Below are 26351 nucleotides of genomic sequence, written 5' to 3' on the forward strand. Positions count from 1 at the left end.
GAGGCTTTCAACGTGTTCGTCAAAGCGCTTCGTGTCGGCCTCGGCCAACTGGTTATCTTCATCGACTTCATCACTCGCCCGGGCAAGAAAAAACGCCCCGCCGCTGTGCAGGCGCAAGTGGATGCCGCCGCGAAAGATCTGACGCTGTATCAGTTCCACGCCTGCCCGTTCTGCGTGAAAACCCGCCGTACACTGCGCCGCTTGAACGTGCCGGTGGCGTTGAAGGATGCGAAGAACAACGAGCAGGATCGTCAGGCCCTGCTGGAACAGGGTGGCCGGATCAAGGTGCCGTGCCTGCGCATTGAAGAGAATGGCCAGACCACCTGGATGTACGAGTCCAAGGTGATTATTGATTATCTGGATAAGCGCTTCGCGGCAGTCTGATGATTATGTGGTGATGCTGATGGCCACATCGCTGGCAAGCCAGCTCCCACAGGTTTTGTGAACGCCACAGATCACTGTGGGAGCTGGCTTGCCATTGAATGTGGCCCGCACAGACACAGCAAATTCCAGACAAAAACAAACCGGCCCTTGAGCCGGTTTATTTGTTTTCAGGCCGCTTTCTCTAGCTGCGCCCGACGTACCACCGCCGCCAGTCGCTTCAAACCTTCATCCAGCCGCGCCGGATCGATGTGGCTGAAATTCAAGCGTAAATGCCCAGGGTTGTTATCCGGTTCCGGAAAGAACGGCTCCCCCGGCATAAACGCCACATCATTGGCCAACGCCTCATTGAGCAACGTCCGCGTATCCAGCGGCTGCTTCAACGTCAGCCAGAAAAACAACCCGCCCTGCGGCATGTTCCAATCCGCCAGATCAGCAAAGTGCCTTTCCAGCGCTGCTTGAAAGGCATCGCGCCGCTGCCGATAGAACCCACGCAATTCGCTCAAATGCTGCTGGTACTTCTCCGTACCGATCCATTGCAGCGCCTGCCACTGACCAATGCGGTTGGTGTGCAGATCCGCCGACTGCTTGAGCTTGAGCAGGTGCGGAAACAGGTCCGGGCTGGCGATCAGGTAGCCGACGCGCAGACCAGGCAGCAAGGTTTTCGACACGGTGCCGGTGTAAATCCAGCTCGCCGTCTTCAGACGCCCGGCAATCGGTTTGGCGCTACCGCCATCGAAAGTCAGTTCACGGTAGGGTTCATCTTCAATCAGGGTGACATCGAATTCATCGAGCAATGCCGCGACTGCTGCACGCTTGGCTTCGCTGTAGCGCACGGCTGAAGGGTTCTGGAAGGTCGGGATCAAGTAGATGAACGCTGGGCGGTGCTGTTCAAGACGATGGCGCAACTGCGCCAGGTTCGGACCATCGGCCTCTTGCGGCACGGTCAGGCAATCAGCACCGAACAGCTGGAAGATTTGCAGCGCGGCGAGATACGTCGGCGCCTCCAGCAGAATTTCAGTGCCCTTGTCGATGTACAACTTGGCCGTCAGATCGAGGGTTTGTTGCGAACCGCTGACCACCAATACCTGGCTCGCCTCGCATTCCAGCCCGAGCGCCCTCGCCTCCGCCGCCAACGCTTCGCGCAACGCCGGCTCGCCTTCGCTCGTGCCGTACTGGCCGAGCGACAGCGGCATGTCGGCCCACTCGACCTTCGGCAGCATGGCTTCGGCCGGCAAGCCGCCAGCGAACGACATGACCTCCGGACGTTGGGCGGCGGCAAGGATTTCACGGATCAAAGAACTTTTAAGGCGCGCGACACGTTCGGAAAAAGCCATGGAAGTCACCGGTAGCGAGGGATGCAAAAAATGAGTCAAACTGGTTGACTGAAATTACGACAGCTTAAGCGAGTACGTCAACATGCTTGACCTTAAAAACCCGTCCAGTCAGCAGCAGGCGATGGAAGCGTTTTTCTTCGGCTATCAGGCGTTCACTGCCAAGGCTGATGAAATGCTCGAGCGCCGCGGCCTCTCCCGAGTGCATCAGCGCATCGTGTTTTTCATCGCGCGCTATCCGAATTTGAGTGTGAAGGAATTACTGGAGTTGCTCGGCGTGAGCAAACAGGCGCTGAACATGCCATTGCGGCAGTTGCAGGAAATGCATCTGGTCGACAGCGTGGCCTCGGAGGCTGACAAGCGTAAGCGCCTGCTGGAGTTGACGGCGGAAGGCGCGAAGTTTGAGCAGGCGCTGAGACGGGAGCAGGTGAAATTGCTGGAGCGGGTGTTTGCCGAGGCTGGGGAGGCGGCGGTGAATGGCTGGTTGGCGGTGAATCTGGCTTTAGGGAAAAGTCAGGCAGCCTTCGATTGACCGTTCTGGCTTCATCGCTGGCAAGCCAGCTCCCACAATGGTCTGTGGTTGTCCACAAAACCTGGGGGAGCTGGCTTGCCAGCGATGGGGCTCTCAGAGCGATATATCGCTATCGACGGAACTTTCGTAAACAAAACCAAAAACAATATTTGCTTTATTTGTACACAAAAGCATAATCCACAGCGTGCGAGTTCCTGACCGCATGGTCAACAAATTCGCGTGTGCCTCAAAGGGCCGCTGCCACCCCTCATGGGTCCGGCCCTGGAAATAACAATAAAACTCTTGAGGAGTACTCGCTGTGGAAAGCCGCAAATCCGAAGCATCGACGCTGGACCTCTCGCCGCCATTACGCAGTGGCTTGCTGGAACGTCTGTTTAAACTCAGCTTGCATGGCACCACGGTGAAGACCGAGCTGATTGCCGGTCTGACAACCTTCATCACCATGGCTTACATCATCTTCGTCAACCCGAACATCATGGCCGATGCCGGGATTGACCACGGTGCAGCCTTCGTCGCCACCTGTATCGCCGCCGCACTGGGCTGCCTGTTGATGGGCCTGTACGCCAACTGGCCGGTGGGTCTGGCGCCGGGCATGGGCCTCAACGCGTTCTTCACCTACACCGTGGTCGGCACCATGGGCTACAACTGGGAAACGGCGCTGGGTGCGGTGTTCGTCTCCGGTGTGTTGTTCATGATTCTGACCTTCTCGCGGATTCGTGAGTGGCTGCTCAACAGCATTCCCGTCAGCCTGCGCTTTGCGATGGGCGCCGGTGTCGGTCTGTTCCTCGGCCTGATCGGTCTGAAAACCGCCGGGATCGTCGTCGACAGTCCAGCGACCCTGATCAAGCTCGGCTCCCTGCGCGAACCGGGCCCACTGCTCGCGGCCATCTGCTTCCTGATGATCGCGATCCTCAGCTATCACAAGGTGTTCGGTGCGATTCTCATCAGCATCATCACCGTAACGCTGGCCGGTTGGGGCCTGGGTATCGTGCATTACGAAGGGATCATGTCGACGCCGCCGAGTCTGGCGCCGACCTTCATGGCCATGAACGTGGCCGGCGTGTTCAACGTCAGCATGATCAGCGTGGTACTCGCCTTCCTTTTTGTGCACATGTTCGACACCGCCGGCACCTTGATGGGTGTCGCCCAGCGCGCCAATCTGGTGAACGCTGACGGCCGCATCGAAAACCTCTCCCGCGCGATGAAAGCCGACAGTGCGTCCAGCGTTTTCGGCGCTGTGGTCGGTGTCCCTCCAGTAACAAGCTATGTGGAAAGTGCTGCCGGTGTGGCCGCTGGTGGTCGGACTGGTCTTACCGCAGTCACCGTAGGTGTGCTATTTATAGCGGCAATGTTCTTCGCACCGCTGGCCGGCATGATTCCCGCTTACGCCACCGCCGGTGCATTGATCTATGTGGCGATGCTGATGATGGGCGGCATGGCCCACATCGAATGGGACGAAGCGACTGACGCGATCCCGGCGATCGTCACCGCGATCATGATGCCGCTGACCTTCTCGGTCGCCGACGGCATCGCGTTGGGCTTCATTACCTACGTCGCGCTGAAGGCCGGCACCGGTAAATACAAAGAAATTTCCGTGAGTCTGTGGGTGCTCTGCGCGATCTTCATCGCCAAGTTCATCTTCTTGTAAGCGTCACGCGGTTCAAGCGTCAAAACAGCCTCACCCTCGCGGGTGGGGCTTTTGCACATTCTTGAGTACAACAAAAAAAGGAGGAAAGTGATGAGTCTGGAAACCTGGCTGCTGTTCAGTGGCGCTGCGCTGGTGGTGATCCTTATTCCGGGGCCACTGTCGTTGTTGATGATCAGCAACAGTCTGAATTACGGCCTGCGGCGTTCTTACCCGGCCTTTCTCGGCGGCGTCAGCGCTTCGATCTGCCTGCTCAGCGCCTCGGCCCTGGGGCTCGGTGCATTGCTGCTCGCGTCGGAAAAACTGTTCAGTGCCCTGAAGATCGTCGGTGCCCTTTACCTGTTCTACCTCGCCTGGCAGAGCTGGCAGCAGTCGCGTCAGCCCTCGGTTGGCGCCGAAGTGCCGCAAGCGGCGCCGGTGCCACGCTTCCGCACGCTGTTCGGCCGCGCTTTTGTGCTGGGCGCGAGCAACCCGAAGGACATCCTGTTTTTCGCCGCATTCTTGCCGCAGTTTCTCAGCGCTGAAACGCCATTTCTCCCGCAGTTGCTGGTGATGATTGCGACCTGGACTGCGCTCGATCTGCTCTGCAAACTGGCCTACGGGCTGGGTGCCCACGGTGCCGCGCGCTATCTGCGCAGTGGTAAGGGCCAGAGTTGGTTCAACCGGATAAGTGCCGGCTTGTTTGGTGGTGCCGGCGCGGCGTCTTTGCTCAGCAGCCATTGAAACTCTGGCGGGCTGATTCCTCCTGAATCAGCCCGCCCCGCTACACGCAACCTTGAGAAGCAACAGCCTCAAACTGCGGTCAGACGGAAGCGTCAGGGCAAACAACTTTCTTTTTTATAAGAGAACGTTGAACGCAACTTCCAGACAACAAAAACACTTCGTAACACTTAACATACTGTTATAAAAAATTCTCCACCGTTCGATACAACCATGCACAATCGCTGCACATGGATCTCCCAAAAACAGTGAAGTCCTTGGTCTGGATGGGAACACGGATTGTCTCTCATCTGAAAGAAGCAGATTCATCATTAGTCAAGTAGACGGCCACTATACCCTTCTTGAATTGCACCATTTCAGCTCTTTACTCGTATTACATTTAGTTGTTTCTCTATCAAAACATTGCTCCGCCCGTTGCAGACTATATTGAACAAGGAAGTTTCAATGTCAAAACCCATATCTGTTGAAAACACCTATGCCCGGGATGACACTGTCGAAGTGTTGGACATCGGCATGCAACGCAATGAACGCACCGCCGAGACGATCGACTTCGAAGCGACAAGCACCGATAAAACGACAAACACATCCGCCTCGACCGGCCAAAGAAAGCCCGGTCAACTCAAGGTGCTCGACGATCTGTTCGGACCGCTGAAAATAGGTTCGTACACCGTGACACGCCGCGCACTGGATGCCTTGGGGGCGACCATCGATGGGCAGCCGCTCACCGGCCATAACACACAGTTCAGGACGCCCAGTCGATCTTTCGTCAACGCCCTGCAACTCAGTTATGACGCCATCGAAAAGCGCATGAAAGTTTCCACGTTCGGTGATGACTATTTACTGCCTTCCTTTCTGTTCGAACTCGCCAGTCTGCGTCCGGCCACTGCCCCGCCGGTCATCCGCGAAGACATCGGGGCAAGTGTCGAGGAAAGCGGATACGCGAAAAAAATGTCTCGCCTGTTGAGTTCCGCCCAGACTCTCGATTTGCATTTGGCCTATTCAAGCAAGCGCAGCAATCCCAGCTGGCTCATCATCAAGAACCATTCGATGATCGGCGCCAGCGTCGGTATTCAGGCTTTTGGCATATTCATGGGAATTCGCGGCATTTACGATGCCGTGAAGAAAAATGATCAGGATGAAATCATCTTCAACAGCATCGGGATCGGTACAGAGGTGGGCTCGATTATCACCGACGTCGCCGTGACCAAAGTCGGCCAGCGCATGATCGAGGCCGGCAATGGCGCCTTGAAGGACTTCACCAGAACCCGCGCCGGGATTCGCCTGGGCCGTTCCGGCGGACTCATCGGCGGCGCACTGACATTGCCGTTCGATATCTACAGCGCCGTCAAGGAATTCAACGCCGCCAGCAATAAAACCGGCAAAGAAGCGATGGATCATTACGTCAGCGCCGGATTGAACATCGCCAGTGCCGCCATGACCGTCATCCTCGGTAGCGCCGCCATGGCCGGTTTTTCCTTCGCCGGCCCGGTCGGCCTCGCGGCGGGTGCGCTGATGGCAATTGGATCGCAGGTCTACGGCGCCGTACGCATGGTCGATGAAATCGATGACTACATCGAACTCACCGTTGAAGAGCGCTGGCGCACGGGATGGTTTTCCTTTGTGCCGTTGATGGACATAGACCAGGACATCAAAAATCGTTACGAACTGGCCAAAGCCAAAATAGAAACCGCCAAGCGAATGCAAGCGACCGCCAGACAGATACTCGACGAGACGCAGAAGGACACCATCGAAGCCGTCGTGCAGGGCAGCTACGAAGATCGCCTGAAGAAAAGACGCGAACGCGTGAAACACTGGTGGGGTGTCGAAACCATGCCGATTGTCTATGTCCCAGAGGTGGTCGGCCTTGACGATACTATTGATGCTCGCGACGGCGTAACGGCTCAAACCCCTGGGGCGGTATTGGGAACGCCGGGGGAAACCAAAGGTATTTTATGGCTGCTCGGAAGCGGCAGGGACACCGTCACCGGTGTCGCGCAAAAGCCCAATGCCTTTTATTACGATGAAGGTGTAAAGAATCTTACGGGGGGTGATAAAGATGACAGGTTCATCGTCCAGAATGCGGCGGATGACCTGGCAAGACATATCGAAAGCAGTGAGTTTTCCCGACTCAGGGGCGGTGCCGGCAGCGATACCTTGATAATGGACGGCGTCCCGTCGCATCCGATTACCGGCCGCGGCTACGACATCGATCTGGCGGCGGGCACCTTGCAGGTTTATACGCCGAACCCGGACGCGTCTGTAGTGGATGGCGAGACGTACGCCCTCAAGGCACTGCTCGAAAACTTTGAGAACGTTCAGACGCTGCAAGACGGAAGAAGCGTTGTCACGGGCACCGCAGCATCCAACGTGATGACCTCAAGAGGCGCGGACATCATCAATGCTGGCGCCGGTGACGACTTGATTTATTTGTACAAGGCAAACGCCAGAGCATCCGGTGAATCGGGACTGGATTATTATCACGTGGAATTGGCGGAGGGTTGGGTTGTCATCTCGGAAGATGGTGTAGACGAAAGCAAGATCTCGCTGGGTTGGCGAATGGACCAGATCGAAAAATGGGAGGTGGACAAATGTCGTCTTTCCATAGAAGTAAACTTCGACTTTCATTACGGCCGCACAAGCAAAATAGTCATCGACAACATCTATAAAATAACAGACGGCTGTCGGGTTTTGCACAATGACAAAGTGACCATCATTACCCGGGATGGATATAACCTGAAACCGGATTTTCCTGAATCAATCGAACACAACAACCCGGTTAAAATATATGCAGAAGAAATCAGGCGGGGACGCCCTGAAAAAACGACCATTGTTCACGCAGAAGTGTGCCATGTGCCCACCCGGCAAAACACCCACTATTACGTTCAACGCTACAATCCGCACACCCAATTCATAACGGGCAGTTCCCCGAATTCCATCAACGGCACGCGCATCTTTATTGATTACGATTATGCCGAAATGACCAGTGCACACGTTGCATTTGCCACCACTCCGTCCATTTTGATGAACGAAGCGGCGGACAAGGACAAGGTCAATGTCTCGTGCGATTTTCTGTTTTACTTTGGCAAGACGCTGTTGCAGATCGCCGGTTTCGGCCAGTACGCAGAAACGACGCTTGATGCTGCCCTGAAGAACGCTGCAGCCAACGTCTCTACCCACGGCTATATGCTGGTATTCCGGGATGGCATATCCCATACGCTGATCCTCGAAGAGAAATATGCCGTACCTCCGGCGCACTATAAACACAGCGTTGTCGCCAATACGCTGACCAGCCACGACTTGCGTTTCCCGCTTAGAACCAACCCCAACGCGATTTTCGAAATCCCCGAAACCCGCGCCGAGGAACTGGATCACGGTTCTTCCTGTATCCGGTTCTTGCCTGTAAATGAACAGATTGCGATCGAAAACATTGCCGGTGCAGGCGCCACCTATGTGGTCCATTTGGTCGAGAACAGAGTTTTACGGATTTCGACGCCGGGCGGCCTGGCGACCGCTAAAGTTCGGTTGAACAACTCATCGACCTGGGAAATCGATGCAACACAAATCAAAGATTTCAAAATCGTCCTGGCTGGAAATCAGCTGTACATCGGAACGGCCACCCTGCATCTGCCGCAATACGGTTCCGAAGATCTGATTGATCAGATTTTTGTCATCGGGCCAAAAGGCGTGGTACATACCGTGGACTTGACTTTCGACCGGGTTTATATCGACAGCCTCGACGCCAGATATTTTGAACCTCCTTCTACGGCAGGTTTGCCCGAGGAGTTTTCTGCGCTAGCTCAACGCGAGTTGAACGTGCGCAATATTATATTGGGCGACGGTACTCCAGGCCGGCTGAAGTACAGCATGGCGAACCGCAAATGGATTCTGGACAGTAATAAATCTCGAGATATAACTTATTCGCAGTTGCAAGTCTTACGGCGTTGCAATCATCAGAGCAACGCGGCGTCGCCACTGTCGCTGCCCGATAATTAACCTCTGGCCAAACGCCGTCAGCATACAAATAAACCGTCCTTCAGGCCGGTTTATTTTTTTCATGCCACGTTTTCCGGCTGCGTTCGTCGCGCGCAATACACAGCAACAACCCGTTGATGTACATCGCTAAAAAATCGATCGTACTATTACGCCTCGTGCTAACAAAAACCTGCCAGAACAAGGAAGTTCAGATGGCCACCATGATACGTACACCGTCACTGGAAACTGCGGAAATCACAGACGCTGTCGTCATCACCGACATGCGTTTTGAAAGCAACGAACATAATGCTTCGACGATTGACTTCAATCCCAGCGCTGATGAAACATCAAGCACAATAGCCAAAAGCAAAGCAAGTCAGTTACAACTCGCCGACTCAGTCTTCGGCCCGCTGCAAATTGGCAGTATCTCAATAACCCGAGCCTCTCTCGATGCCTTGGGCGCATCGTTTGACGGCCAGCCATTAAACGGCAGGAATACCTTCTTCCGGGCTCCCAAGCGATCGTTCATCAATTCGTTGCAATTCAGCGCTGCCGATATCGAACGCTATATGAAATCGTCAACGGGGCAGGACAGTTACTTACTAACGACACTACTTTTCGAAATGGCCAGCGAACGGCCACTAACGGCCCCGCACTTGATAAGAGAAAGTTCGCAAACCACAACAGACCATGGTAATTACCGCAGCAAACTGGTGAAGCTATTAGGCTCCGCACAAAGACTTGACCTGTATCACGCCAACCTCCCCAAACATAACCCCCGCTGGGTGGCAGTGACAAAAAGTTATGCAACCCTCGGCTCCAGTGTCGGCATTCAGGGTTTCGGCATATTCATGGGTTTGCGCGGTGTGGTGGACGCTATCAAGGCTGACAACACCACCGAGGTTGCGATCAACAGTGTGGGTATCGGCACAGAAGTCGGCTCCATCGTGGTTGACATTGCCGTCAGCAAAATCGCATCCAATATGCTCTCAGCGGGGCAAGGCGCCCTGCTGGATTTTGCCAAAACCCGATTCGCACTGAGACTCGGCCGTTCTGGCGGTTTGATCGGCGGCGCACTGACATTGCCGTTCGATATCTTTACCGCCGTCAGATCGATCAATGCCGCTGAAAATGCAACCGGCAAAGAAGCCATGGATCATTACGTAAGTGCCGGGCTGAGTATTACCAGCGCAGCCATGACGGTCATCCTCGGCACGGCTGCGTTGGCGGGGTTTTCATTTGCAGGCCCCGTCGGCCTTGCGGCGGGGGCGATCCTGGCCATCGGATCGCAGATTTATGGCGCGGTGCGCGTGGTCGACGATATAGATGACTACATCGAACTGACGCTGGATGAGCGCTGGCGCACGGGCTGGTTTTCGTTCTGCATGATGGAGCCTGACGAAGCTGTGCAGAATCGATACCTGCTGGCAAAAACCAGGTTTCAGCACGCAAAACAACTGAAAGAAACAGCCCGAAAACTGCTGGATGGCCAATTAAAAGACACTACCGAAGCCATTGTTAACGGCCAATTCGAAGTCAACCTCAAACCATCGCGGGTGCGCAAGCGCAACTGGTGGACCAAACAAGACAGTTGGGAAACGATACAGGTCCCCGAGATCAAGGGAGTAGACGACGTCATTGACGCCCGCGACGGTGTGACCAAGGACACACCCGGCGCAGAGCTGGGAACACCTGCCGAGAACAAGGGCATTCTGTGGTTCATCAGTGAGGGCGAGGACACCATTCAGGGCGTTGAAAACAAGCCAAACAGCTTTCATTACCGATCAGGAACAAAACAGCTGACCGGGGGTGAAAAAAATGACCGTTTCGTGTTTGAAGGTGCAGGGGAACGTCTTGGACAGCCTGCCCAGGCATCAGAACATTCGACCCTGAAAGGCGGGGAAGGAATCGACACACTTATCCTCGGTGGCGGCTATAACACGCGAGGTGCAGACAACAAAGGCTATGACGTCGATTTAACCGCACAGACCCTGCAGATAATCACAACCGATCCATCTACCGAAGGAGGAGAAAAACGTATCCTCCACAGTGTTCTGGAAAGCATCGAGAATGTCGAAACGGTCAGCGGCGCGCTCAATGTCGTGACCGGTTCTGCACAACGCAATGTCATTAATTCCCGTGGCGAAGACACTATCAATGCCGGATCTGGCAACGATCAAATCCATCTGTCGTATCCGGGCGCCATAGCCTCGGGTGAAAGCGGCATTGACGAATATATAGTCGAGCAAAAACAGGGTCGTCTATCCATCATCGAAGATGGCACAGAAGAAAGCATTGTTTTATTGAACTGGAAGTATCGACTGATCGACAGTTGGACAATCGAAAATGGCTCGCTGATCATCAGATCACGTTTTCCATTCACGGACGACCCAAACAGCCTGGTCGTCATTCGAGGTATTTATAAGAAACAAGAAAACCATTTCGCGCTTCAAAACAACAAACTGACGTTCCTGACCAAAGATGGATACTCTTTCAGACTCCCTGATTCGCCAGAACTGCCCGAGCATATTGAAAATGACCATGCATTCGAAATCCAGGTCATCGTCGTAAAAAAAGGAACACCGGAAAAGCCGATAATCCTCCACGCAGCTGAGTGCAGGATCGACCATCAGAATGAGGCGAGTTACTACCTGCCCCGATCACGAAAAGATACAACGTTCTGGCCAACAAAACGCACAGAGGCGGTAATCCGCCTGCACCTGGATTACCACATCAGTGAATTGACAAAGGTTGAAGCGCGTTTTGGTTCGGGCGAGTGGAAAGATAATCGAGAATTTTTTGCAGGCTGCAATCTGCAGTATCACTTTGGCGAAAACACAATAACATTCAAGAACTTCTCCTATGCAGAGGGTGGAGCAGATCCCAGAAACATGATCAGGATCTTGAGAACCATGGCCTTGCGTCCCAATTACAGGGCAGTTCTGATTTTTAAAGAAGGCGTTACGGTCAATGTACAACTAACACCAGAAACCGATGTGTGCCCCCTGAAAAGCCACAACCCATATGGCTTTGATCGTTGGACAACGCCGCTTAACCTGCCTTTGCCCCGTCGCAAAGACCAAATCCCTTTTGAACTGCCTGTGACCAAACCCTTCAAGTTCGACAAGGCAGGCTGCGGGTCGCTTTTTTCCTACCCCGAGCAAACCTCGATTCAAAACCTTGAAGGGACGGGTTCCACCTACCTGATTCATCTGGTTGCCGATATCGCGATCAGACTCTCGACACCGGGTGCCCTCGCGAACTCCCCAGCCCGACTGCCCTACTCGTCCACTTGGGATCTCGATGCGACAGCACTGGGCAAGGTCGAGATCAAACTGGAAAACAACCAGCTGCACGTCGGCACCTGCATTGTTCATCTGCCTGAATACGACAGCGAAGACCTGATCGATCAGGTACGCGTCATTACCGAGAAAGGTGTTGTCCATACCGTCGATCTGTCCTTCGACCGGATTTACATGGATGGCCTCGATGCACGTTTTTTTGCAGCGCCCGACCCGACAAAGGCCTTGCCCGAAGCCTTTGCAGCAATGGCCAATAACACAATAAAAGTGAGAAATATCGTTCTGGCCGACAACCGGCCCGGGACGCTGAGTTACAACTTTCCTGCCTATGGCTGGATCCTGCGCAGCGATAAATCTCGCGTTGAGTATTCCGATCTGCAAGTGATCAATTATTGCAGCCATCAAGGCAGCAACGTCTTTGCGCCGCCGCCCCTGATGAATATGCCCCCCGCTTAACGCAGCACACTTCCGTCAAAACCAATAACCACACGTGCACTCCGAAGTTGAAGTGACCGAACTTCTCCGTCGTCTTCCCAACCTGGATTTTCCGGGATGGAGTGCGCCTGAAAAATGCGGCGAGGCACTTCCGTGTGTTGCGCATCACCCTCAACGAGTAATTTCACATGGCCAAACCACCCAAGAAAGTTCCGGTGACAGTACCCGCCGATTCAACGGTTACAACCAGACCTGCGCAGTCAGGTTCCGGTAGTCGTGTTACCCCGAACATAGCTGACCCTCTACTGTCTGGCATCGATTCGACCACGGGATCACAGCCCCCCGGCACCGCGACCCATCGGCCGGCCGCCGTCATCGTCAATGAAATACCTGATACCTACAGAGCCGCCCGCAGTGCAATCGCCTGGCCCCAGGATCGCTTGAGCGAACTGACGCCGATTGGAGAAAACAGTGGTCTGTTCACCGGGCCTGATCAGCGAACCTACGCGCAAATCGGCAACGAAGGCCGGTTCGTCGTCGAACGGGATCCGCAGGGCAACTATTATGTTCCGCTGACCTTTGCGCCCGGTGTTCCCGGGCCGGTACTGACGAGGGCCGAAGGCCAGGCCAGTTGGCATATCCAGCGCCCTGGCTGGCAATCGACAGAGGCTCGGACCGGAACGTCTGCCACACCCCATTCCCTCGCCTACCTTGAGCCCGAAGACGCAAAAACGCTGACCAGAGCAGAGCTTGCAACAGGTGGACTCCGCTACAACAAGCTCAAACACACCTTCGTCGATACGGCAGAAGGTACGGTCATGGTCCGGAAAAACCAACAAGGCGAGTATCAACTGGCCTCGGCGACAAATAGAGACCTACCCGATGTTTTTCTTCAACAGATTCCCGGAACGGTACTCTGGCGCCTGAAGAATCCAGACTCGCCAACCATTGAAAACCCGCCTGCGAGCAGGTCTCAGCCGAGTGCCGACGCGGATGAATCGCAACCCGGCCCAAGTAAACGTGCACGGATCGACGAGCCCAACGATCGAGTATCAGCGATTCCCCTCGAACCCAGCGCCCCCGCCGGCCAGACACCGTTTTTCTGGCTGCCTTGGGGACATTTGAACAAACCATTGCTGCTGGAGTCCGTCCAGCTTGGCTGGTTTCATTATCCGATTGTGCCCGTTGGCTCCAACCGCTCCCCCAAAGTCTACTTTGTCCAGCATCCTGACTTTGCTCCGGCAGGCTTCGATGCTTTTGAACAAATGCTGCGCACAGCGCCCTCGTTGCAGCCTGTGGCAACGTTTCGCATCGGTAACGATCCCGGAGAAATAAACCCCGGCAAACGTTTTTTTGATGAACCGATCTCGCAGTCAGTTGCCAATGCGTTCCCTGACTTTTCCGATGCCACTGCCTATACCGTCGCCAGAAGACTGTATGAACTCGCGGACAACTCACCCGTGATTACCGGCACCGGACTGATCAATATTCAGGCCGTCCTGCATCAGTGGAAGCAACGACCGTTTCCCACAGCCCCTGCGTACGCCGACCCACTGAACATGCTATCGGTGGCGCCGTCCATCGACTTCAAGGGAAAAAAACTCATCCGCATGCCCTCGCAGATCGACGGCGAACTGCAACGACTCACCTTCGATCCACGCCGTTTTCCCATCGAATGGAATCACTACAAAACCTTTCCGACCGATCTGAACCTCAGACGCCTGCTCGGCGCTCTGTTGGTGCGCAGCGACTACGACGTCTTTCCCCTGACTTATGAGCATCGCATGCCGACCCTGGTATTCCGGCGCGAACCCCATGACCAGATTTACTTCATGAAACTGGGTGCGGTGGATCATGTCGGCCTGTCCCACACACCAGGCAATGAGCTGGCGGATCCAGACTTGCCGGCCAGGATTGGCAACGAGGCGTTTGCTGCCCTGACAACCGCAGCGGCAGAAAACAAAGTGGTGTGGCTGATCGGAGGCGTATTAAAGGTCGAGTCCACTCCGGATTCGGTGTTCGTTATCAGAGAGCGCTGAGATCTGCCAACTCGCACCGGCCCTGTCGGCGCGAGTTGGCCCGCCGCCATAACGCCCGGTAACACCGTGCAGCACTTACCCTCATTGCAATACATATGTACCGCACGCCAGAGACTTCTTTTCCCGACCATGGCCCCTCCGGAGTCACTGCCAGGCAACCGCAAAGTGACGGCCTGATCATCGGCCCCCGATGCAAACGACTGGATCAACAATCCAAAGGAGTCATTCAATGGCCAAGCCACCCAAGAAAATTCCGCGCACGCTACCACCCGACTCACACGGGACATCAGTCGAACATTCAATCATTCCTCATGGGGCGAATGCCGACGAAAGCGTTCATCCAGCTCCAGGCGCTGCCAACATGCCTGCCTCAGCTGACCTGTCATCTTCCAGTGCCTTGTTGGCCGCGCCTGAGCCGCGCCCCACCGTCGTTATTCACCATTTGCCGCAAGAGGCTTCACAGCGCCCCTCAGTCATCGTCCACCACTTTCCTGAGGGTTCAGCTCTTTCAAACGCCGCAGAATGGGTCGCCCTGCACTTCAGCGAACACCAGCAGGCTGCCGTTGCAAGTACCTCGACGAGCCAGCGAGCGCAGCACCCGGTCTTTATCAACGCCGAGCTGGCCAGCCAACTGAAGCTACAGCCAGACACCGAGGAAGGTTTTCGCTACGACAAACGCAAGAAAGCCTATGTCGAAATGCTCGGCGGTATGGTCATGGTGGGCAAAACCCCGGACGGCTGGCAACAGACGCACGCCGGGGAATCGACACCGACCGGTGAAAGGGTTGAACAGATCCCGGGCACAAAACTCTGGCGTGAAATCGAGGTACAACGACCCCGTCTTCAAGCCGTAACCGATCCGGTATCCACTGAACCGACCGACGCCCTGCCCGGTCCGAGCAGGCCCTCGCGCCACGACGAACACACTCATGTGGCGACGGGTACAAGCGCGCTGGTCGAACATCTTCTCTCCCAACAGAGCGTCGCATTGGACCTTTCCGCAGGTCAGTGGAAAAACTGGGGAAGAACCACAAAACCCGATTCGGGCGACTCGATAGAAATCGACGGACAACACTTCCCGATCGTCACGCAAAGCGTTAGCGCCGGTACCGAACTGGTCTATCTGCGACATCCGGGATTTTCGCTGGACAGCTACGACGCGTTCGAAAACATGTTACGTCATGAACCTTCGCGTCAGCCGAAGTGGGCACTGAAACTCCAGGGCCAATGGAAGGTTCTGGACAACCATCCGCCTTTCGAACTGTCCGCCGCCCAGTATGTTTCCAGCGCATTCAAGTATTTGTCGGAACAGTCAACCCACAACCTCGCCAGAGCGGTATTCGAGCGGGTCTCGCTGCCTGAAGGTGTGAATGCTCATGGGCTTTCGGCGATGACGCTGACGTTTCGCCACTGGGCGGATCGGATGAATAGCGAACCACCGATGCACGACCTGTCGGACCCATTGGTCATGTTGCCAAAACTGCCGATACAGCCCGGCCACCTGCCTGGCGGTGGATTGCTCACCCTGCCTGCGCACAATTCAGCCGTGCTGCAGCGGCTGGATTTCGATCCACAACGGTTCCCTCAGGAATGGGCCCCTTACGCCGCGGCGCCGACACCAGGAAGGCTGCGAGCCCTAATGGTCAACGTTCTGCAACACAGCGGTTACAACATCAATCCGACCACGCGCAGTCACAGCGAAGGCGCATTGATTTTCCACCGCCCAGGCGTTGCCGCGGTATTTGTCTTGAAACTGCCGCCTATCGCTGGAAATAAGGTCCCTCGCACCAGCCCCGCCGGATCCGAACTTACCGACCCCTCTTATCTGACCAGACTCAGTGCAGAGCACCTACAGAATCTGGACAACCTTCTGGCTCATACCGAACTCATCTATCTGGTAGGAGGCATACAACATGTTTCCGCGGATAACCCGATGCTCTTCATTGTGAGAGAAGGTTGAGCCTGTGCCGAACGTCTGACCGCACATCCGCAAGGTCCTGTGGACAAGCCACAGCCTGAACCCTTCCTCTTTCAAATAGCGAGATTCACTTAATGGTCAAACCACCGAAGCGAGTGGGCGGGGTTACTGCGCCCGATTTACATCCAAATACCGGGAACACCTCCCTCAGAGTCCCAGGCGAAAGCCGCGCAAGCGCAGAGTTCTCCGCAGATCTGCCGGGCGCTTCCGAGCGCCAGGCGTCGGTGCAGGTCAACGAGATTCCTGCCCCTCACTCACGGATCGAGGCCGCGTTGCGATCCATCACCTGGCCTGCCGATCAAGTACATCTGCTACAACGCCTGGACCCCGACAGCGGACTGTTCACCAGTCCGGACGGCAAGTTGTACGCTCATGTAGAAAATGAAGGACATCTACTGATCGAGATCCATCACGATGGCCGCTACCAGATCCCCTTCAACTTCGCCCCGCACTTGCCGGGCCCCTTCCTGATCAAGACAGAGCGCCAGCCAGTCTGGACGTTCGAGAGACCGAACTGGCTGACGCACCCTTCGGAGGGCGACAGTCCTGATGGCGCCGCTGAGAGCGCCTCTGCAGAACATCCGATCTATCTGGCTACCGACGCCGCAGCCTTGCTCTCCCCCCGCCTGCAGACACCGGACGGCATCCGCTACGACAAGCACCGCAAAACCTATGTCGATACCGCAGAAGGAACCGTCATGGTGCGTAAAAACGCCGACGGTGAGTATCAGCAAACCTTCGCGGCCGCACGCGAGGCATCGGCTTTATTGTTCGAACAGATTCCCCGGACGCGATTATGGCGCCGCAAAACCGAGCCAACCGATACTGTACCGGAGCGGTCGCACCAGGAAAAACGCAAAGCCTCAACCGATACGCCACAGCCCATGGCCGGCCCAAGCAAGCGAGTGCATCAGGAAGAAGGGACGGATGTCACCCAAGCGCTGACCGAGAGTTTGCTGTCCGCCCATTCCGATGCGATCAACTTGAGTTTCGGCCTATGGCGAAACTGGGGGCACAGGGTTCGACCTCAGCTGGGACAGCATATCGAGATAGACGGGCAGTATTACCGGGTGATGGAACAGGACCTGAGTACCAAACCACAATTGGTTTATCTGCAACATCCGTTGTTCTCACCTGCCTTGTATGACGCCTTCGAATACATGTTGCGGGATAGCCCGTCGCTGCAGCCGAAATGGGCGGTTTATAAAAATGATCAATGGACAGTACTGGACAGCAGTGCGCCTTTCGAGATGCCGATCACTCAATACATCTCAAGAACCTTCAAATACTTGTCGGATCGATCGGTCAACTCACTCGCCCGGGCCATGTTCAATCAGGCAAACCGATCCGAGATCATCATTGCCCCCGGTTTGGCGGTGATGAATCTGGTGTTTCGTTACTGGGGCAACAGAGGTCAGCGCAGAGCACCGCGGCGCGAACTGGCTGACCCGTTATTGATGTTGCGCCCACTTTCCGCAACTGAAGAAACCCTGGCGATTCCCTCCTCGCTGGGTGAAGGCTTGATGCGACTCGATTTTGATCCCGGACGGTTCTCCAGGTACTGGAACGAGTACGCCACAGCGCCAACAGCTGCCAACTTGCGAAGGCTGTTCAGCCAGGTTCTGAAAGATGACGGCTACGTGATGATTCCCACGACAAGCACGCTTACCGAGAACGAGTTGCTGTTTTACCGGGAGAAAATCGATCACGTATTCGTGCTGAAACTGCCTCCGCTTATCGACGGCAGGCTGCAGCGTTTTCAGCCTGAGCGCTTTGAACACAGTGAGATCGTGCTGCAAACATCCGGCAGCGAGCCGAAGCCGCTGTCGGCTTACAGCAAAGACAAAAAGATCAGCTACCTGCTCGGTGGAACCCAAACAGATGTTCTGGGGCAAACCACGTTGTTCATTTTCAAAGACCAATGATCGAGCAGGACAGCGAGGAAAAAACATGAAACGTACAGAGACGCTGCAATGACCAAACCGACGAAAACCACGGTTCGCCCTGCGTCGCCCGACACCATGACGGTCAATAGATCCGAGACTGGCGGCGGCAGTTCAAGAAACACCGGTAGTTCTGAAATTTTCGTGCCCGGCACGAATCGACCGGCCGACACGTCCACTCCCGATGCGTCTGGCAGCGAAGCAACTGGCTACCCACGTGTTGTGGTCAGTCACATACCGGACCCGGTGATCGCCGAAACCAATGCCAGACTGGCCGAGATTTCCCTGTCGGTATCACAGACCCATCTGCTCCGACCGCACCCATCCGTCGACGGGTTATTCGTGACCCCGGACGGTCAGACTTACATACACCTGGAAGACAACCATCATTACCGGGTTGAACTCAACACCGCCGGTGACTACCAGATTCCCTGGCCCGCAGCGCCAGGCGTGACACCCCCCATCGTAAAAAAAATCGACGGCCAGCCACGTTGGCGCGTCGAAGCAGGGTGGTACACGGCTCAGTCGAGGCAGAGCAATCTGCCAACGCACCAACGGTCTGCCGAACCGTCACAAGCGATTATCTTCGTCGACCCGAACCTGGCGACCCTTCTTCCTGCCGCGCACGAATCCCCGGACGCCATCCGCAACGGGCCGCGCGCAAGTACCTATGTCGATATTGCCGACGGAACCATCCTGGTCCGCAGGAATGGAAAAGGCGAATACAAACTGGCGTGCGCTACAACGCTCAATGTGCCGGATATCACGTTCGAACGGATTCCGGGGCAATTCGTCTGGCGCCGCAAGTTACAGCCCATCGCAGATACGCAACAAGATCCGCAGCCCGGCAGTTCTCGCGCCCTCACTCAGCCAGGAGAGTCTGGCCCGGGTCCGAGCAAACGCCCTCGACTGCCAGAAGACAGCGATCCTCTTGATCCACTTGTACTCATGCCCACCAGTGAACTCTGGAACAGCTGGGGCAGTACGACGAAACCGTTGGCCGGCGACTCCATCGAAATCGATGGCAAGTACTTTGCAATACTTGATCAGCCGAACCACGCGACTGACGCGCTTGCCTTCATCAAGCCTCGACAGTTTTCTGCCACACGTTTCGATGCGTTCGAACAATTGCTACTGACCACGCCTGAGTTACAACCCAGGGGTGTGGTGAAGCTGGCGGACAGATGGACGGGGCACGGCAGTGATACATGGAGAATCGTGGAGGGTCGGCCATTTGCAAAAAGCCTGACTCAATATGTCAGCGATCATTTCCCCTATCTTTCCGATCATTCTGCAAGCAAAGCCGCACGGGAAATGTTCAAACGGGCCAATCACTCCGAGGACATGACAGGGCCCGGGATCCACGAATTATTCGAGGCGTTCAAGTACTGGGAGAATCGCGGCAAGCTCTTTGGCGAAAACAGAGCCATTCGTCAGGACTTGAGCGACCCGTTGATGCTCCTTTCGCCACTGGCGACCGACGCCAATGGCGATATGCATATACCGCTACCGTCCGCTGAAGGTCTGCAAAGAATCGACTTCGACCCAAGACTGTTTTTCGGCTCGCGATATCGAGGGACTTTCCCAGACACACCTACACTTTTCACAGATCTTCTTCGCGGACACGGTTACCAGATTAACCATAATTTTGGCGCCCACCTGGGGAATGCCTTGTTGATCGAGCGGACGGGTGTCGACCATGTTTTCATCATGTTCATGAACAAGGTTCAAAACAACATTGCGCGTCTCAGTGACCCGATTGACTGGCTCAAAAAAAGAGCCCTCGTCAACAAAATGCCCACCCGCATCAAAGACAACCTTAAAGAGCATTTGCGCACGAACAAAATCATTTTTTTACTGGGCTTCGCAGAGATCCTTCCAACTCGCGACTACAACCTTGTAATCACCCGATACACCTGAATGACCTGACAAACCCGAGCAGTCGTGGCCAGGCAGCCGTCCTATGGCGGCTAGCCCCCTCCCGCGCAAACGACTGGATCAACTTCCCCTCCTCGGAGTCATTCAACGGCCAAGCCACCCAAGAAAACTCCCGGTGAGATTGCGCTGCAAATATCAGGAAAAAACATGAAACGCTCAGAGACACGGCAATGACCAAACCTACAAAGACCACGGTTCACCCGACGTCGCCCAATACCACGACTTTCAATAGATCCGAGGCTGCCAACGGAAGATTAAAGACCACCGGCAATTCTGAAATTTTCGCGCCAGGTACGAATCGATCGGCCGAAACTTCCACTTCCGATGCTACTGGTAACGAAGTTACTGAAGGCCCACATATTATAGTGAGCCACCCCGCGGATCCGCTGATGGCGGCAGTCGATGCCAGACTGGCCGAGATATCCCTGCCGGTAATACAAACCCGTCTGCTACGGCCGCACCCATCCCTCGACGGGCTATTCGTGACCCCGGGCGGTCAGACTTACGCACACCTGGAAGACAACCATCATTACCGGGTTGAACTCAACACCGCCGGTGACTACCAGATTCCCTGGCCCGCAGCGCCAGGCGTGACACCCCCGATTGTGAAAAAAATCGACGGTCAGCCACGCTGGCGCGTCGAGGCACAGTGGTACACGGCACAGTCCAGGCAGAGCAACCTGCCAGCGCACCAACGGTCTGCCGAACCGTCACAAGCGATTATCCTCGTCGACCCGGATCTGGCGAGCCTTCTCCCTGCCGCGCACGAATCCCCGGACGCCATCCGCAACGGGCCGCGCGCAAGCACCTATGTCGATATCGCCGACGGAACCATCCTGGTCCGCAGGAATGGAAAAGGCGAATACAAACTGGCGTGTGCCACAACGCTCAATGTGCCGGATATCACGTTCGAACGGATTCCGGGGCAATTCGTCTGGCGCCGCAAATTGCAGCCCCCTACAGATACACAAGCACCAAAACCAGGCAGTTCTCGTGCCCTCACCCAGTCAGAACATCCCGGCCCGAGCCCAAGCAAACGCCCTCGACTACCAGAAGACAGTGATCCTCTTGATCCCGTCGTACTCATGGGCATCAGTGAATTATGGCAGGGCTGGGGCACCACGATGAAACCGCCAGCCGGCGACTCCATCGAAATCGGCGGTAAGCACTTTGCGATAATTGACCAGCCGACCCACGCCGTTGACGGTTTTGCCTTCATCAAGCCTCCACTGTTCTCTGCCCGTCGTTTCGATGCTTTCGAACAGTTGCTGTTGTCCAATCCGGAGTTACAACCCAGGGGCGTGGTGAAATCGGCGGACACTACGGGGCACGGCAGTGAAACATGGAGAATCGTCGAGAGTCGGCCATTCGAAAAAAGCCTGACTCAATATGTCAGTGATCAGTTCCCCTACCTTTCTGATCACTCTGCAAGCAACGCCGCACGGGAGATGTTCAAGCGGGCCAATCATTCCGACAAAATCACAGGGTCCGGAATCAGTGCATTGTTCGAGACTTTCAAGTACTGGGAAAACCGCTCTATTGTCCTGGGCGATAACAAAGTCGTTCGTCAAGACTTGAGCGACCCGCTGATGCTCCTCTCGCCGCTTGCGACCGACGTACACGGCCACAGGCGTATGCCGTTACCCTCCGCTGAAGGTCTGCAAAGGATCGACTTCAATCCGAAACTGCTCTCCGGCCCGCAACATCAAAGGAGTCGAGCAACGCGAACACTTTTCAAAGATCTTCTCAGCGCACACGGCTACTACATTGCCCATGATTTTCGTCCCAGCCTGGGGAATGCCTTGGTGATCAAGCGAGCGGGTGTTGATCATGTTTTCATCATGTTCATGGACAAGATTGAAAACGACACTGTTTACCTCCCTGATCCGATTGCCTGGCTCAAAAAAAGAGTCTTTGTCGACAACATGGACGCCCGTGTCAAAGATGACCTGATGGTGCATTTGCACGCGAACAGGATAATTTTTTTGCTGGGCACCAACGAGCCTCTCCCCAGTCACGAACACAACCTTATCGTCACTCGACACAGTTGAACGACCTGACAATCAACGATTACCCGCCCACAGAGCAACGCGCTCCAGAGTTCGCTGGAGCGTACGCAAGTAGACCTTCACAAAACGCAGGCATAAAAAAAGCCCGCAGTGTGGGCGGGCGAAAGACCAAAGAAGCTATATGCGCAGTCGCTTCCCGGTGGGGGCAGCTGCTTGGGGGTCAGCTGCCCCGGTACGTGGAATAGCTGTACGGCGAAATCAGCAACGGAACATGGTAGTGATCCTGTTCGGCAGAGATGCCGAAGCGCAGCACAACCACATCCAGAAATGCCGGTTCCGGCAACTGAACACCACGGGCGCGGTAGTAATCGCCCGCGTGGAACTGAACCTGATAAACCCCGGTACGGTAATCATCGCCTTGCAGCAGCGGTGCATCGACCCGGCCATCGCTGTTGGTAATCGCACTGGCGACCAATTCCAGATGCGAGCCTTCAACGCGGTACAGCTCGACCTTGATCGAACTGCCCGGGCAACCGTGTGCAGCGTCCAAAACGTGTGTTGTCAAACGTCCCATTGATTCTGCGCGCCTGCCTGCGTGGAGCAGTCAGACTTCGCGCCTCCCGAAGTCAGTTGAAAAGGAGACCGCACCGATTCGGAGCACGAAAGGTTGCGGCGAGCGATTGATTAAGACACTTTTCAAAAAAATTGTACACAATAAAAACGACATTTTTCACTTCACCCCCGCCATTCGGGGGTTTCCTGCCGATGAGCCAGCGATGCGCCTATTCATTGAACCTCCTATCCATTAGCTGACTGGTCAGGCAGGTTTCTTGCAGGCTTACGCCAATAGCAGTAAAAGATGACAGTCGGTGAAAAATGCGAAAATTCAGGCTTACAAATTGCGAATAAAGTTGTATACAATCAGCCCATCGCTGTGACGCCAGCCTGCCAGGCCGCCACACCCATCTGTCAACGAATAAGAAGGAAGACTGCAGTGAGCGCTGACTACCCACGCGACCTGATCGGTTACGGCAGTAACCCTCCTCACCCACACTGGCCGGGCAATGCCCGCATCGCCCTGTCGTTCGTACTCAATTACGAAGAAGGCGGCGAGCGCAATATTTTGCACGGCGACAAAGAATCCGAAGCCTTCCTGTCTGAAATGGTTGCTGCTCAACCGCTGCAAGGCGCGCGCAACATGAGCATGGAATCGCTTTACGAGTATGGCAGCCGCGCCGGCGTCTGGCGGATTCTGAAACTGTTCAAGGAATTCGACATTCCGCTGACCATCTTCGCCGTCGCCATGGCCGCTCAGCGCCACCCGGATGTGATCCGTGCGATGGTCGATGCCGGCCACGAAATCTGCAGCCACGGCTACCGCTGGATCGACTACCAGTACATGGACGAAGCGCAGGAACGCGAGCACATGCTCGAAGCGATCCGCGTGCTCACCGAGATCACCGGTGAGCGTCCACTGGGCTGGTACACCGGCCGCACCGGCCCGAACACCCGTCGTCTGGTCATGGAAGAAGGTGGTTTTCTTTATGACTGCGACACCTACGATGATGACCTGCCGTACTGGGAACCAAACAACCCGACCGGCAAGCCGCACTTGGTGATCCCGTACACCCTCGACACCAACGACATGCGCTTCACCCAAGTGCAGGGTTTCAACAAGGGTGACGATTTCTTCGAATACCTCAAGGACGCGTTCGACGTGCTCTACGCCGAAGGCGCTGAAGCACCGAAGATGCTCTCGATCGGTCTGCACTGCCGCCTGATCGGTCGTCCAGGTCGCATCGCTTCGCTCAAGCGCTTTATCGAATACGCCAAAAGTCATGAACAGGTGTGGTTCAGCCGTCGCGTCGACATCGCGCGTCACTGGCACGAAACCCACCCGTACCAAGAGGCCGCCAAATGAGCCACTTTCAAACCCTGCAACCGTCGACCCTGAGCCGCGACGCTTTCGTCAAAGCCTTCGCCGACATCTACGAACATTCGCCATGGGTGGCCGAGAAGGCCTACGACCTGGGCGCGGACGCTTCGATCGACGAGATCGAAACCCTGCACCAGCGCATGAGCGACATCCTGTTGAGCGCCGATCACGCCAGTCAACTGGCACTGATCAACGCTCACCCGGACCTGGCCGGCAAAGCGGCCGTCCAGGGCCAACTGACCGAAGCCAGCACCAATGAACAGGCTGGCGCCGGTATTCACCAATGCACGGCCGAAGAGTTCCAGCGCTTCACCGAGCTGAACGACGCCTACAAAGCCAAGTTCAAGTTTCCCTTCATCATGGCGGTAAAAGGCAGCAACCGGCATCAGATCCTCGCGGCGTTCGAAACGCGTATTCACAACTCGGAAGATACCGAGTTCAAATGCGCGCTGGCGGAGATCAACAAGATCGCCCTGTTCCGTTTACTGACTCTTTAGCAAGCCTGGCCCGAGCATGTCAGACGCGGAGAATGCCCAGGGCCTCGCAAGCATCCCCAGCCACTTATTCAAAGGCAGACAAGAAGAATGAAAGCTTACGCCGTACCTTTCGAAAAATTCGTCAACCTGGCCGATGCCCGTCTGGGCACCAAAATCATCTCGGTCACCGATGACTGGTTCGCAGACGCCAATCGTCTGTTCCAACCGACCCCGGCCGTATGGAAGGAGGGCGTGTTCGATGACAACGGCAAGTGGATGGACGGCTGGGAATCGCGCCGCAAGCGCTTCGAAGGCTTCGACAGCGCAGTGATCCGTCTGGGCGTACCGGGCTCGATCAAAGGCGTGGACATCGACACTTCATTCTTCACCGGCAACTTCCCGCCATCGGCCTCGCTGGAAGCGTGCTTCCTGGCCTCGGGCGAGCCTGATGAAAACACCCAGTGGACTGAAGTGCTGTCGGCCGTCGAGCTGCAGGGCAACAGCCACCACTACCACGAAATCAGCAACGACCAGGCGTTCAGCCACCTGCGCTTCAACATCTACCCGGACGGCGGTGTTGCCCGTCTGCGCGTGTACGGTGTGCCGCATCGCGACTGGTCGGCGGTTGGCGACAACGAGCAAGTCGATCTGGCAGCAGCCCTCAATGGTGGCCGCGCCCTCGCCTGCTCCGACGAACACTTCGGCCGCATGAGCAACATCCTCAACCCGGGCCGTGGCATCAACATGGGCGACGGCTGGGAAACTGCACGTCGTCGCACGCCGGGCAATGACTGGGTGATCGTCGCACTGGGTCACCCGGGCGAGATCGAGAAGATCGTCGTCGACACCCTGCACTTCAAAGGCAACTACCCGGACACATGCTCGATCCAGGGCGCGTTCGTCAAGGGCGGTACTGACAGCCAGATCGAAACCCAGTCGCTGTTCTGGCGCGATCTGCTGCCAAGCCAGAAGCTGGAAATGCACGCCGAACACACTTTCGTCGAGCAGATCAAGGCACTGGGCCCGATCACCCACATTCGCCTGAACGTGTTCCCGGACGGTGGTGTAAGCCGCCTGCGCGTTCTCGGCAAGGTCGCGAAGTAATGCTGAGTTTGTAGGAGCTGCCGCAGGCTGCGATCTTTTGATCTTAAAAACAAAGTCAAAAGATCGCAGGCTTCGCCAGCTCCTACAGGGAAATACAGTGAATCGATAACGAATTCGGATAAGAAGAACAGCATGCGCACACTAACGATTGAACCGCTGAGCAAAGAAGCCTTCGCCCCTTTCGGTGACGTGATCGAAACCGACGGCAGCGATCACTTCATGATCAACAACGGTTCGACCATGCGCTTCCATAAACTGGCGACGGTCGAAACCGCTCAGCCTGAGGACAACGCGATCATCAGCATCTTCCGTGCCGACGCGCAGGACATGCCACTGACCGTTTGCATGCTGGAACGCCATCCGCTGGGCAGCCAGGCTTTCATACCGCTGCTCGGCAACCCCTTTCTGATCGTGGTCGCGCCCGTTGGCGATGAACCTGTATCAGGCTTGGTCCGCGCCTTCGTCACCAACGGCAGGCAGGGCATTAATTACCATCGCGGCGTTTGGCACCATCCGGTGCTGACGATCGAAAAGCGGGATGACTTCCTGGTGGTTGATCACCATTTCCGGTTACGACGGTGGCACCGGTGCTTCGCCGCTGACTTCG

At 55.8% G+C, this 26351-nt stretch carries 17 protein-coding genes; 15 read left to right on the forward strand and 2 right to left on the reverse strand.

Annotated elements, in window-relative coordinates; translation table 11 throughout:
* The first annotated feature begins 12 nt into the window (after positions 1-12).
* Entirely contained in the window at positions 13-384 is a 372-nt protein-coding gene (locus ACIF4X_RS14760) for a glutaredoxin family protein (protein WP_397482695.1), read from the forward strand.
* 167 nt (positions 385-551) lie between these two features.
* Here the strand turns inward: ACIF4X_RS14760 and ACIF4X_RS14765 are convergent, their stop codons facing one another.
* Complete coding sequence (locus tag ACIF4X_RS14765; protein WP_397482696.1) at positions 552-1718, reverse strand: PLP-dependent aminotransferase family protein; 1167 nt, start codon at positions 1716-1718, stop codon at positions 552-554.
* Between the two features lie 82 nt (positions 1719-1800).
* Between ACIF4X_RS14765 and ACIF4X_RS14770 the strand changes: the two genes are divergently transcribed.
* From ACIF4X_RS14770 to ACIF4X_RS14815, 10 genes are all read left to right on the forward strand, one after another.
* Positions 1801-2247, forward strand: a complete 447-nt coding sequence (locus ACIF4X_RS14770; protein ID WP_397482697.1) for a MarR family winged helix-turn-helix transcriptional regulator — start codon at positions 1801-1803, stop codon at positions 2245-2247.
* Between the two features lie 298 nt (positions 2248-2545).
* On the forward strand, positions 2546-3895 hold the full coding sequence (locus ACIF4X_RS14775; RefSeq protein ID WP_141129337.1) for an NCS2 family permease: 1350 nt from the start codon (positions 2546-2548) through the stop codon (positions 3893-3895).
* Positions 3896-3985: 90 nt separating this feature from the next.
* Positions 3986-4615, forward strand: a complete 630-nt coding sequence (locus ACIF4X_RS14780) for a LysE family translocator (protein ID WP_397482698.1) — start codon at positions 3986-3988, stop codon at positions 4613-4615.
* A 441-nt stretch (positions 4616-5056) separates the two neighbouring features.
* Positions 5057-8605, forward strand: coding sequence for a calcium-binding protein (locus ACIF4X_RS14785; protein ID WP_397482699.1), 3549 nt, complete (start codon positions 5057-5059; stop codon positions 8603-8605).
* A 191-nt stretch (positions 8606-8796) separates the two neighbouring features.
* Positions 8797-12342, forward strand: coding sequence for a calcium-binding protein (locus ACIF4X_RS14790; RefSeq protein WP_397482700.1), 3546 nt, complete (start codon positions 8797-8799; stop codon positions 12340-12342).
* A 167-nt stretch (positions 12343-12509) separates the two neighbouring features.
* Positions 12510-14360 (forward strand): hypothetical protein, encoded by a 1851-nt coding sequence (locus ACIF4X_RS14795; RefSeq protein WP_397482701.1) that lies wholly within the window; start codon positions 12510-12512, stop codon positions 14358-14360.
* Between the two features lie 229 nt (positions 14361-14589).
* Positions 14590-16320, forward strand: a complete 1731-nt coding sequence (locus tag ACIF4X_RS14800; protein ID WP_397482702.1) for a hypothetical protein — start codon at positions 14590-14592, stop codon at positions 16318-16320.
* 92 nt (positions 16321-16412) lie between these two features.
* Positions 16413-18263, forward strand: a complete 1851-nt coding sequence (locus tag ACIF4X_RS14805; protein WP_397482703.1) for a hypothetical protein — start codon at positions 16413-16415, stop codon at positions 18261-18263.
* A gap of 48 nt (positions 18264-18311) precedes the next feature.
* Complete coding sequence (locus ACIF4X_RS14810) at positions 18312-20201, forward strand: hypothetical protein (RefSeq protein WP_397482704.1); 1890 nt, start codon at positions 18312-18314, stop codon at positions 20199-20201.
* A 188-nt stretch (positions 20202-20389) separates the two neighbouring features.
* Positions 20390-22270 (forward strand): hypothetical protein, encoded by a 1881-nt coding sequence (locus ACIF4X_RS14815; RefSeq protein ID WP_397482705.1) that lies wholly within the window; start codon positions 20390-20392, stop codon positions 22268-22270.
* 178 nt (positions 22271-22448) lie between these two features.
* On the opposite strand, the gene uraH is transcribed toward ACIF4X_RS14815, so the two are convergent.
* Positions 22449-22802 carry a hydroxyisourate hydrolase gene (gene uraH, locus ACIF4X_RS14820; RefSeq protein ID WP_003223171.1) on the reverse strand — a complete coding sequence of 118 codons (354 nt, stop codon included), beginning with the start codon at positions 22800-22802 and terminating at the stop codon, positions 22449-22451.
* Positions 22803-23222: 420 nt separating this feature from the next.
* On the opposite strand from uraH, the gene puuE reads away from it, so the two are divergent.
* From puuE to ACIF4X_RS14840, 4 genes are all read left to right on the forward strand, one after another.
* Positions 23223-24149: an allantoinase PuuE gene (gene puuE, locus ACIF4X_RS14825; protein WP_397482706.1), complete on the forward strand. Its 927-nt coding sequence runs from the start codon at positions 23223-23225 to the stop codon at positions 24147-24149.
* Entirely contained in the window at positions 24146-24661 is a 516-nt protein-coding gene (gene uraD / locus ACIF4X_RS14830) for a 2-oxo-4-hydroxy-4-carboxy-5-ureidoimidazoline decarboxylase (protein WP_397482707.1), read from the forward strand. Before puuE ends, uraD begins: the two co-directional genes overlap by 4 nt.
* Positions 24662-24748: 87 nt before the next feature.
* Positions 24749-25744 carry an allantoicase gene (gene alc, locus ACIF4X_RS14835; protein WP_008080896.1) on the forward strand — a complete coding sequence of 332 codons (996 nt, stop codon included), beginning with the start codon at positions 24749-24751 and terminating at the stop codon, positions 25742-25744.
* A gap of 132 nt (positions 25745-25876) precedes the next feature.
* The coding region (locus ACIF4X_RS14840; RefSeq protein WP_397482708.1) for an ureidoglycolate lyase at positions 25877-26351 on the forward strand (475 nt) is incomplete at its 3' end.

It is taken from the genome of Pseudomonas sp. NPDC085632 (genome assembly GCF_044541255.1).
In the GTDB taxonomy this organism is placed as follows: Bacteria; Pseudomonadota; Gammaproteobacteria; order Pseudomonadales; family Pseudomonadaceae; genus Aquipseudomonas.

What these genes read in the sequence shown, in the direction of transcription:
- ACIF4X_RS14765 (WP_397482696.1), bottom strand. Translation starts at nt 1,718, where the DNA reads ATGGCTTTTTCCGAACGTGTCGCGCGCCTTAAAAGTTCTTTGATCCGT.
- ACIF4X_RS14770 (WP_397482697.1), top strand. Translation starts at nt 1,801, where the DNA reads ATGCTTGACCTTAAAAACCCGTCCAGTCAGCAGCAGGCGATGGAAGCG.
- ACIF4X_RS14780 (WP_397482698.1), top strand. Translation starts at nt 3,986, where the DNA reads ATGAGTCTGGAAACCTGGCTGCTGTTCAGTGGCGCTGCGCTGGTGGTG.
- ACIF4X_RS14785 (WP_397482699.1), top strand. Translation starts at nt 5,057, where the DNA reads ATGTCAAAACCCATATCTGTTGAAAACACCTATGCCCGGGATGACACT.
- ACIF4X_RS14790 (WP_397482700.1), top strand. Translation starts at nt 8,797, where the DNA reads ATGGCCACCATGATACGTACACCGTCACTGGAAACTGCGGAAATCACA.
- ACIF4X_RS14795 (WP_397482701.1), top strand. Translation starts at nt 12,510, where the DNA reads ATGGCCAAACCACCCAAGAAAGTTCCGGTGACAGTACCCGCCGATTCA.
- ACIF4X_RS14800 (WP_397482702.1), top strand. Translation starts at nt 14,590, where the DNA reads ATGGCCAAGCCACCCAAGAAAATTCCGCGCACGCTACCACCCGACTCA.
- ACIF4X_RS14805 (WP_397482703.1), top strand. Translation starts at nt 16,413, where the DNA reads ATGGTCAAACCACCGAAGCGAGTGGGCGGGGTTACTGCGCCCGATTTA.
- ACIF4X_RS14810 (WP_397482704.1), top strand. Translation starts at nt 18,312, where the DNA reads ATGACCAAACCGACGAAAACCACGGTTCGCCCTGCGTCGCCCGACACC.
- ACIF4X_RS14815 (WP_397482705.1), top strand. Translation starts at nt 20,390, where the DNA reads ATGACCAAACCTACAAAGACCACGGTTCACCCGACGTCGCCCAATACC.
- uraH (WP_003223171.1), bottom strand. Translation starts at nt 22,802, where the DNA reads ATGGGACGTTTGACAACACACGTTTTGGACGCTGCACACGGTTGCCCG.
- uraD (WP_397482707.1), top strand. Translation starts at nt 24,146, where the DNA reads ATGAGCCACTTTCAAACCCTGCAACCGTCGACCCTGAGCCGCGACGCT.
- alc (WP_008080896.1), top strand. Translation starts at nt 24,749, where the DNA reads ATGAAAGCTTACGCCGTACCTTTCGAAAAATTCGTCAACCTGGCCGAT.